Genomic DNA, 6,956 nt, shown 5'->3' on the forward strand with positions numbered 1-6,956 from the left:
GCCGATGATCCCGAAGACACCCAGCACAGCCCCGCCGAACGCGCGGCGGCAGCCACGCGCAGTACCTGGGTCAGCGTAGGCGTCAACATGGCCCTGACGATTGGCCAGATCACCGCCGGTATCCTGTCCAAGTCTCAGGGGCTGATTGCCGACGGCATCCATTCGCTGTCCGACCTGGTGGCCGACTTCGTCGTGCTGTTTGCCAGCCACCACAGCAAGAAGGACGCAGATGTTGACCATCCCTATGGCCATCAGCGGTTCGAAACTGCCGCCTCACTGGTGCTCGGGGTCATTCTGCTGGTGGTCGGCGTGGGCATGCTCTGGTCGGCTATTTTCAAACTCCAGTCGCCCGAAACCGTGCCGCAGGTCCATATCACCGCACTCTGGGTTGTCGCTATCGCCCTGATTGCCAAGGAACTGCTGTTTCGCTACATGCTGGCAGTCGCCAAACGTGTCAAATCGAGCATGCTGGTGGCCAACGCCTGGCATGCCCGGTCGGACGCAGCCTCATCGCTGGTCGTGGGCATCGGCATCATCGGCAATCTGGCGGGCTACCCGATTTTGGACCCGATTGCCGCGCTGATCGTGGGTTTCATGGTCGCCCGGATGGGCTGGGGCTTCGGCTGGGACGCGATGCACGACCTGATGGATCGCGCTGTGGACGAGCAGGAGGTCGCGGCCATTCGCCGAACGCTGGTCGAAACGCCAGGGGTGAGTGATGTGCATGATGTGCGTACGCGCAAAATGGGCGACATGATTGTTGTGGATGCGCATATCGAAGTCGATGCGTCGATCACGGTGGAGGCTGGCCACGACATTGCCGTGGAAGCGCGGCAGCGCGTACTCAAGCGCCATCGGGTGCTGAACCTGATGACGCATGTGGACCCGTGGAAGCGTCCAGACCTGGACCATACCCAGGGGTCGGCTGAATCGCCTAACCAGTCGCTAACATCCTGAAAACAGTGAAACTCGCAGGTATCGCCTGCCGCCTACAGAATTCATGAGCCGAGACCGACGACGGCTCTTTGCAACACTGGCGAGACTGATGGCAAGGAAGCCACCGATGTCCGGCGGCTAAAAATGACGCATGTTTTTAAACCACTTTTATCAGCTCGCCAAAAAGTCGGTTTCAGCCTGGATAGATGATTACGCGCCCAGCATGGGTGCCGCCATTTCCTATTACACGGTGTTTTCAATTGCGCCGTTGCTGATCATCGTGATTGCCGTGGCCGGCTTTGTCTGGGGGCGTGAGGCCGTTCAGGGCGAAATCGTGGGGCAACTCACCGGTCTGATCGGGAAGGAAGGCGCAACAGGTATCCAGGCGCTGATCGAAAGCGCCAATCAACCCACCAAGGGTCTTATTGCCACGGCGATCAGCACTGTGGTGCTGATCATCGGAGCAACCACGGTATTTGCAGAGCTTCAAAGTTCGCTGGACCGGATTTGGCAAGTGCCGCAGGCACCGAAAACGTCCGGGATCTGGGCGCTGCTCCGCACCCGGCTTCTGTCGCTGGGTTTTATTCTTGGCCTGGGTTTTCTGCTTTTGGTGTCGCTGGTAAGCAGTGCCGGTATTGCGGCCCTCGGCAGTTGGGCAAGCGTGCTTTTGCCGGGCTGGGCAGCGCTGCTTTACGTTATCAACCTGATTTTTTCAGTGAGCTTTTCGACCGTGCTGTTTGCCATGATTTTCAAGCTCATGCCGCAGGCCAGGGTGAGCTGGCGCGATGTCTGGGTCGGTGCAGGCGTCACGGCCGTATTGTTCGAGGTGGGCAAGACGCTAATCAGCCTGTACATCGGAAAAAGCAGCGTCACCTCTTCCTTTGCAGCCGCCGGCTCGCTGGTTGTGTTGCTGGTCTGGGTGTATTACTCGGCACAAATATTTTTGCTGGGTGCCGAGTTCACCTGGGTCTATGCAAATGACCACGGCTCGCTGGCCGGCGATAAAAAAAATGTGGCAACACCTGCTGGCGTGCCAGTCGGCCACGGCAGCGATGCGCGCAAGCAGGCTGGCGATCCCTCGCCGCTTCAAATCCGCGACGAATCATCCAGGTTACGCCCGCCCCGGCCTCTCCAGGCGCCATGGGCAGGCGACGCACACCGAAGCGCGCTTGCAGGCAGCAACACCGGCCACGCCAGCCTTAAGCAACGCGCAGTGGTTTATGCGGCAAGCCTCGCAGCTTTTTTTGCACTGCGCCTGCTGCTTAAGCAAAGAGCGCGCAAACCGATCCATTTTCGGCGACCATGAAGACCAGCCCCAAGGACACCCGCAACTTGCCAAGCCAGGCAGGAACGGCCGATTTTGCGCCAGTCGATACGTCGGTGCGCAACGGCTTTGTTCGTGTTCGGGGTGCCCGCGAACACAACCTGAAGAACATTGACGTGGACATCCCGCGCGATGCGCTGGTCGTTTTCACTGGCATTTCAGGCTCGGGGAAATCTTCGCTGGCTTTCGGCACCTTGTACGCAGAGGCGCAGCGCCGTTACTTTGAATCCGTTGCTCCTTATGCCCGCCGGCTTATTGACCAGGTCGGCGTTCCCGACGTTGACACGATTGAAGGCCTGCCGCCAGCCGTGGCGCTGCAGCAGCAGCGCGGCACGCCCAGCTCCCGCTCTTCAGTTGGCAGCGTCACGACCCTGTCAAGTTTTGTTCGCATGCTGTATTCCAGGGCAGGCAACTACCCGACGCTGCAGCCCATGTTGTATGCGGAAGACTTTTCACCCAACACGCCGCAGGGCGCCTGCCCGAACTGCCACGGGCTGGGCCACGTTTTCGAAGTGACTGAAAAGCTGATAGTGCCCGACGACTCTCTGACGATTCGCCAGCGTGCCATCGCTGCCTGGCCGCCAGCCTGGCATGGACAGAACCTGCGTGACATTCTGGTCACGTTGGGCTACGACGTGGACACGCCGTGGCGCGATCTGCGCCGCAAAGACCGCGACTGGATTCTTTTTACCGACGAGCAGCCCAGCGTGCCGGTGTATGCCGGCTTCAGCCCCGCAGAAACCCGCGCGGCTATGCGCCGAAAGCTGGAACCCAGTTACCAGGGGACCTTCACCGGCGCACGCCGTTATGTACTGCAAACCTTCGCCACCTCGCAAAGTGCGTTGATGAAAAGGCGCGTGTCGCGTTTCATGACCGGCAAGCTGTGCCCGGTCTGTGATGGCAAGCGGCTCAAGCCGGAGGCGCTGTCGGTGACCTTTGCGGGCGTGGACATTGGCGCGCTGTCGCAGATGTCGCTCACGCGCATGGCCGAGGTACTCGCGCCTGCAGCCAGCGCCCGCTTCGATGACTCGGCCGCGCAAGGCTCCCCTGTTTTGAGCCGCAATGTGGCAAGAAACGCCACCGCGAAACGCGTGGCTGAAGGCGGCTCTGCCCATGAAGCCGCGCCCGACGTGCGGCGCACTCCCAATCTGTCTCAGGAAAAACGCATCGCGGCACAGCGCATCGCGCACGATCTGCTGGCGCGTATTGCGACGCTGCAGGAACTTGGCCTGGGCTATCTCTCGCTTGACCGCAGCACGCCGACCCTGTCGTCGGGCGAATTGCAGCGGCTGCGCCTGGCCACGCAAATCCGGTCCAACCTGTTTGGCGTGGTGTATGTGCTGGACGAACCGACCGCCGGCCTGCATCCGGCTGACAGCGAAGCCTTGCTGAGGGCGCTGGACCAGCTCAGGCGCTCGGGCAATTCGCTCTTTGTGGTCGAACATGACCTGGACATGATGCGCCGTGCCGACTGGCTGGTGGACGTCGGCCCGCACGCCGGCGAACACGGTGGACACGTTCTCTACAGCGGCCCGCCAGACGGATTGAAAAGTGTGGCTGCCTCGCAAACAGGCCGTTACCTGTTCACACCCTGGCAGAAGCCGGACCGCTCGCCGCGTCAACCCGGCGGCTGGCTGGAATTGCGCGGCATTACCCGCAACAACCTGCGCGGAGTCGATACAAAATTTCCGCTGGGGGTGTTCACTGCCGTGACCGGCGTGTCGGGCTCGGGAAAATCCAGCCTCGTGAGTCAGGCACTGGTCGAGCTGCTCTGTGCCCACCTGGGCCATGAGCCTTCCGAAAAAGAAGACGAAGCCGATGCGCTGGAGCCCACCGTTTCCGCATTGACGAGCGGACGCCTGCATGCCGGCATGGAAAGCATCCAGCGGCTGGTTCGGGTTGACCAGAAGCCAATCGGACGCACGCCCCGCTCCAACCTGGCCACCTATACCGGTCTGTTTGACCAGGTGCGCAAACTATTCGCTGCAACCCCGGCAGCACAGGCACGGCGTTACGACGCCGGCCGGTTCTCCTTCAACGTCGCCAAGGGCCGCTGTGAAACCTGCGAGGGTGAAGGCTTTGTCAGCGTCGAGCTGCTCTTCATGCCCAGCGTGTATGCCCCCTGTCCGGTCTGCCACGGCGCACGCTACAACGAACAGACGCTGAAGATCACCTGGCAGGGCAAAAACATCGCCGAGGTCCTGAACATGACCGTCGAGGAAGCCTGCGACTTTTTTTCCAGCGAGTCCAGCGTGCTGAAAGCGCTGACGCTGCTGAAAAACATCGGTTTGGGTTATCTGCGGCTGGGACAACCCGCCACCGAACTGTCTGGCGGCGAAGCACAGCGCATCAAGTTGGCGACCGAACTGCAGCGCACGCAGCGGGGCCATACCCTGTATGTGCTGGATGAACCCACCACCGGCCTGCATCCTGCCGATGTGGACAAGCTCATGGTGCAGCTGCAGGCCCTGGTTGATGGGGGCAACACCGTGATCGTGGTGGAGCATGAGCTGCGGGTGGTTGCCGCCAGCGACTGGGTCATTGATGTGGGACCGGGCGCCGGCGACGAAGGCGGCCGCATCGTTGCTGCCGGGTTGCCTCAAGACGTCGCGCGGGCCAGGGAAAGCCGAACGGCGCCTTACCTGTAGCGGCTCTTCTCCCCTGAGGCAGCCCCCGCGCTCAGAAACCAGCCAGCACCGATCCCTTGAACTCGGTCTCGATGAATTTGCGGATTTCTTCCGAATGGTAGGCCTTGACCAGCTTGGCCACCCATGGCTTGTCTTTGTCCTGCTCACGCACCGCCAGCAGGTTCACATAGGGTGACTTGGCGGCCTCCAGCGCAATCGCATCTTTGGCCGGGTTCAGCCCGGCCAGCAGCGCGAAGTTGGTATTGACGGCCGAAGCGTCCAGATCGTCCAGCGTACGCGGCAGTTGCGCCGCTTCGAGCTCGACAAACTTGATCTTTTTGGGGTTGTCGATCACGTCCAGCGGCGTGGCTTTCAAACCCGCTTCAGGCTTGAGCTTGATCAGGCCTTTTTCTTGCAGCAACAACAGTACGCGGCCGCCATTGGTCGGGTCATTGGGAATGCCAAAGCGCGCGCCTTCTTTCAGGTCCTTCAGGCTCTTGACCTTTTTGGAGTAAATGCCGATCGGAAAGTTGACGGTGTAGGCGGCCAGCACAATCTTGTAGCCACGGTCCTTGACCTGCTGATCAAGAAAGGGCTTGTGCTGGTAGCTGTTGGCATCCAGGTCACCGGCAGCCAGCGCGGCGTTGGGCTGGATGTAGTCGCTGAACTCGACGATCTGGATTTTCAGGCCGTCTTTTTCGGCCACTTTTTTGACCTGCTCAAAAATTTGCGCGTGCGGACCTGCCGTGACACCGATTTTCAGCGGCTTATCTTGGGCCAGCAGGCTACCGGAGAAGGAAGGTGCGAGCACCAGCGCAATGGCCGACTGCACAAGAATACGTTTTTTCATGGTGTTTTCCTTTTTTTGAAAAGTTGAATAAATTGCAATGAATCGAGAAATTTGATGCGACCCGAAGCGACGCATCGAGTTACCCATCGTACAAACGCAGATCTTTAAGTCAAATCGGCCTCTGGTCCAAGTAATACGGTTGTTTTGTGCTACATATATGATAGCAAATTAACATCGCCGGATAGCGCGTTTGCGCGGCGGCCGAGTCATTTGTGGCTCAACCGGCGTACCGCCCAGTCACCCAGGCTTTGCACCGCCTGCACAAACAGGATCAGCACCAGCACCACGGCCAGCATCACTTCGGGTAAAAAGCGCTGATAGCCGTAGCGAATGCCCAGATCGCCTAGCCCGCCGCCGCCAATGGCTCCAGCCATGGCCGAATAACCGGTCAGGCTGACAAAGGAAATCGTCAGGCCGGCCACGATGCCGGGCAGCGCTTCGGGCAGCAGCACCTTGAGCACGATCTGCCGCGTCGTGGCGCCCATCGCCAGTGCCGCGTCGATCAGGCCGTGGTCCACCTCCCGCAGCGAGGCCTCCACCAGCCGCGCCATGAAGGGCGCCGCCGCAATCGTGAGCGGCACGACGGCGGCGGCGGTGCCGATAGACGAGCCGGTCAGCAAACGCGTCAGCGGAATGATGGCCACCAGCAGAATGATGAAGGGTGTGGAACGCACCGCGTTGACGATGCCGCCGACGACCCGGTTTACCGTCAGGTTTTGCAGCACTCCGCCGGCGTCCGTCAAGCGCAAAAACACTCCCAGGGGAATGCCGATGAGCGCGCCCACCACCCCGGAAATGCCGACCATGACGATGGTCTCCCAAAACGAGCTGACAAACAGCTCAACCAGGGCTTGCGAAAAATTGTCAAACATGGCTGAGCTCCCCGGTTGCCAGATTGCTGACCCGATCGACATGGATGCCAGCACAGCGCAAATGCGCCACTGCGGCGTTCAGCTGCTCGCGCGCGCCGCGCGCAAACACCGCCAGCGTGCCAAAAGGCTTGCCCTGAATTTCGTCCACCTGACCATGCATGATGGACAGATCAATGCCAAAGCGGCGAATCACGTCCGACAGCAGGGGACGGTCAGACTCGTCGCCGGCAAAGGCCAGACGCAGAAGGCAGCCCTCATGCCCTACTTCCGGATGCCCGGCGCTCATCAGCATTCGAATCCGTGCCAGTACGCTGTCGGGCAGGTCCTGCGGCACGATCTCGGCAATC

General features: G+C 60.6%; 6 protein-coding genes. 3 read left to right on the plus strand and 3 right to left on the minus strand.

Annotated elements, in window-relative coordinates; genetic code table 11:
• The 3 genes from HHJ19_RS12130 to uvrA all read left to right on the plus strand — a co-directional run.
• The coding region (locus tag HHJ19_RS12130) for a cation diffusion facilitator family transporter (RefSeq protein WP_296907688.1) at positions 1-957 on the plus strand (957 nt) is incomplete at its 5' end.
• Between the two features lie 130 nt (positions 958-1,087).
• Positions 1,088-2,242: a YihY/virulence factor BrkB family protein gene (locus tag HHJ19_RS12135; RefSeq protein WP_296907690.1), complete on the plus strand. Its 1,155-nt coding sequence runs from the start codon at positions 1,088-1,090 to the stop codon at positions 2,240-2,242.
• Positions 2,239-4,908, plus strand: a complete 2,670-nt coding sequence (uvrA, locus tag HHJ19_RS12140; RefSeq protein ID WP_296907693.1) for an excinuclease ABC subunit UvrA — start codon at positions 2,239-2,241, stop codon at positions 4,906-4,908. The genes HHJ19_RS12135 and uvrA overlap by 4 nt, the downstream gene beginning before the upstream one ends.
• Before the next feature lie 31 nt (positions 4,909-4,939).
• Here the strand turns inward: uvrA and HHJ19_RS12145 are convergent, their stop codons facing one another.
• The 3 genes from HHJ19_RS12145 to HHJ19_RS12155 all read right to left on the minus strand — a co-directional run.
• Positions 4,940-5,737 (minus strand): MetQ/NlpA family ABC transporter substrate-binding protein, encoded by a 798-nt coding sequence (locus HHJ19_RS12145; protein ID WP_296907695.1) that lies wholly within the window; start codon positions 5,735-5,737, stop codon positions 4,940-4,942.
• Between the two features lie 206 nt (positions 5,738-5,943).
• Positions 5,944-6,609, minus strand: coding sequence for a methionine ABC transporter permease (locus HHJ19_RS12150; RefSeq protein ID WP_296907697.1), 666 nt, complete (start codon positions 6,607-6,609; stop codon positions 5,944-5,946).
• On the minus strand, positions 6,602-6,956 hold a 355-nt coding region (locus HHJ19_RS12155; RefSeq protein ID WP_296907699.1), incomplete at its 5' end, for an NIL domain-containing protein. The genes HHJ19_RS12155 and HHJ19_RS12150, both read right to left, overlap by 8 nt.

The organism is Polaromonas sp. (assembly GCF_012927415.1).
In the GTDB taxonomy this organism is placed as follows: Bacteria; Pseudomonadota; Gammaproteobacteria; order Burkholderiales; family Burkholderiaceae_C; genus Polaromonas.

What these genes read in the sequence shown, in the direction of transcription:
- HHJ19_RS12135 (WP_296907690.1), top strand. Translation starts at nt 1,088, where the DNA reads ATGTTTTTAAACCACTTTTATCAGCTCGCCAAAAAGTCGGTTTCAGCC.
- uvrA (WP_296907693.1), top strand. Translation starts at nt 2,239, where the DNA reads ATGAAGACCAGCCCCAAGGACACCCGCAACTTGCCAAGCCAGGCAGGA.
- HHJ19_RS12145 (WP_296907695.1), bottom strand. Translation starts at nt 5,737, where the DNA reads ATGAAAAAACGTATTCTTGTGCAGTCGGCCATTGCGCTGGTGCTCGCA.
- HHJ19_RS12150 (WP_296907697.1), bottom strand. Translation starts at nt 6,609, where the DNA reads ATGTTTGACAATTTTTCGCAAGCCCTGGTTGAGCTGTTTGTCAGCTCG.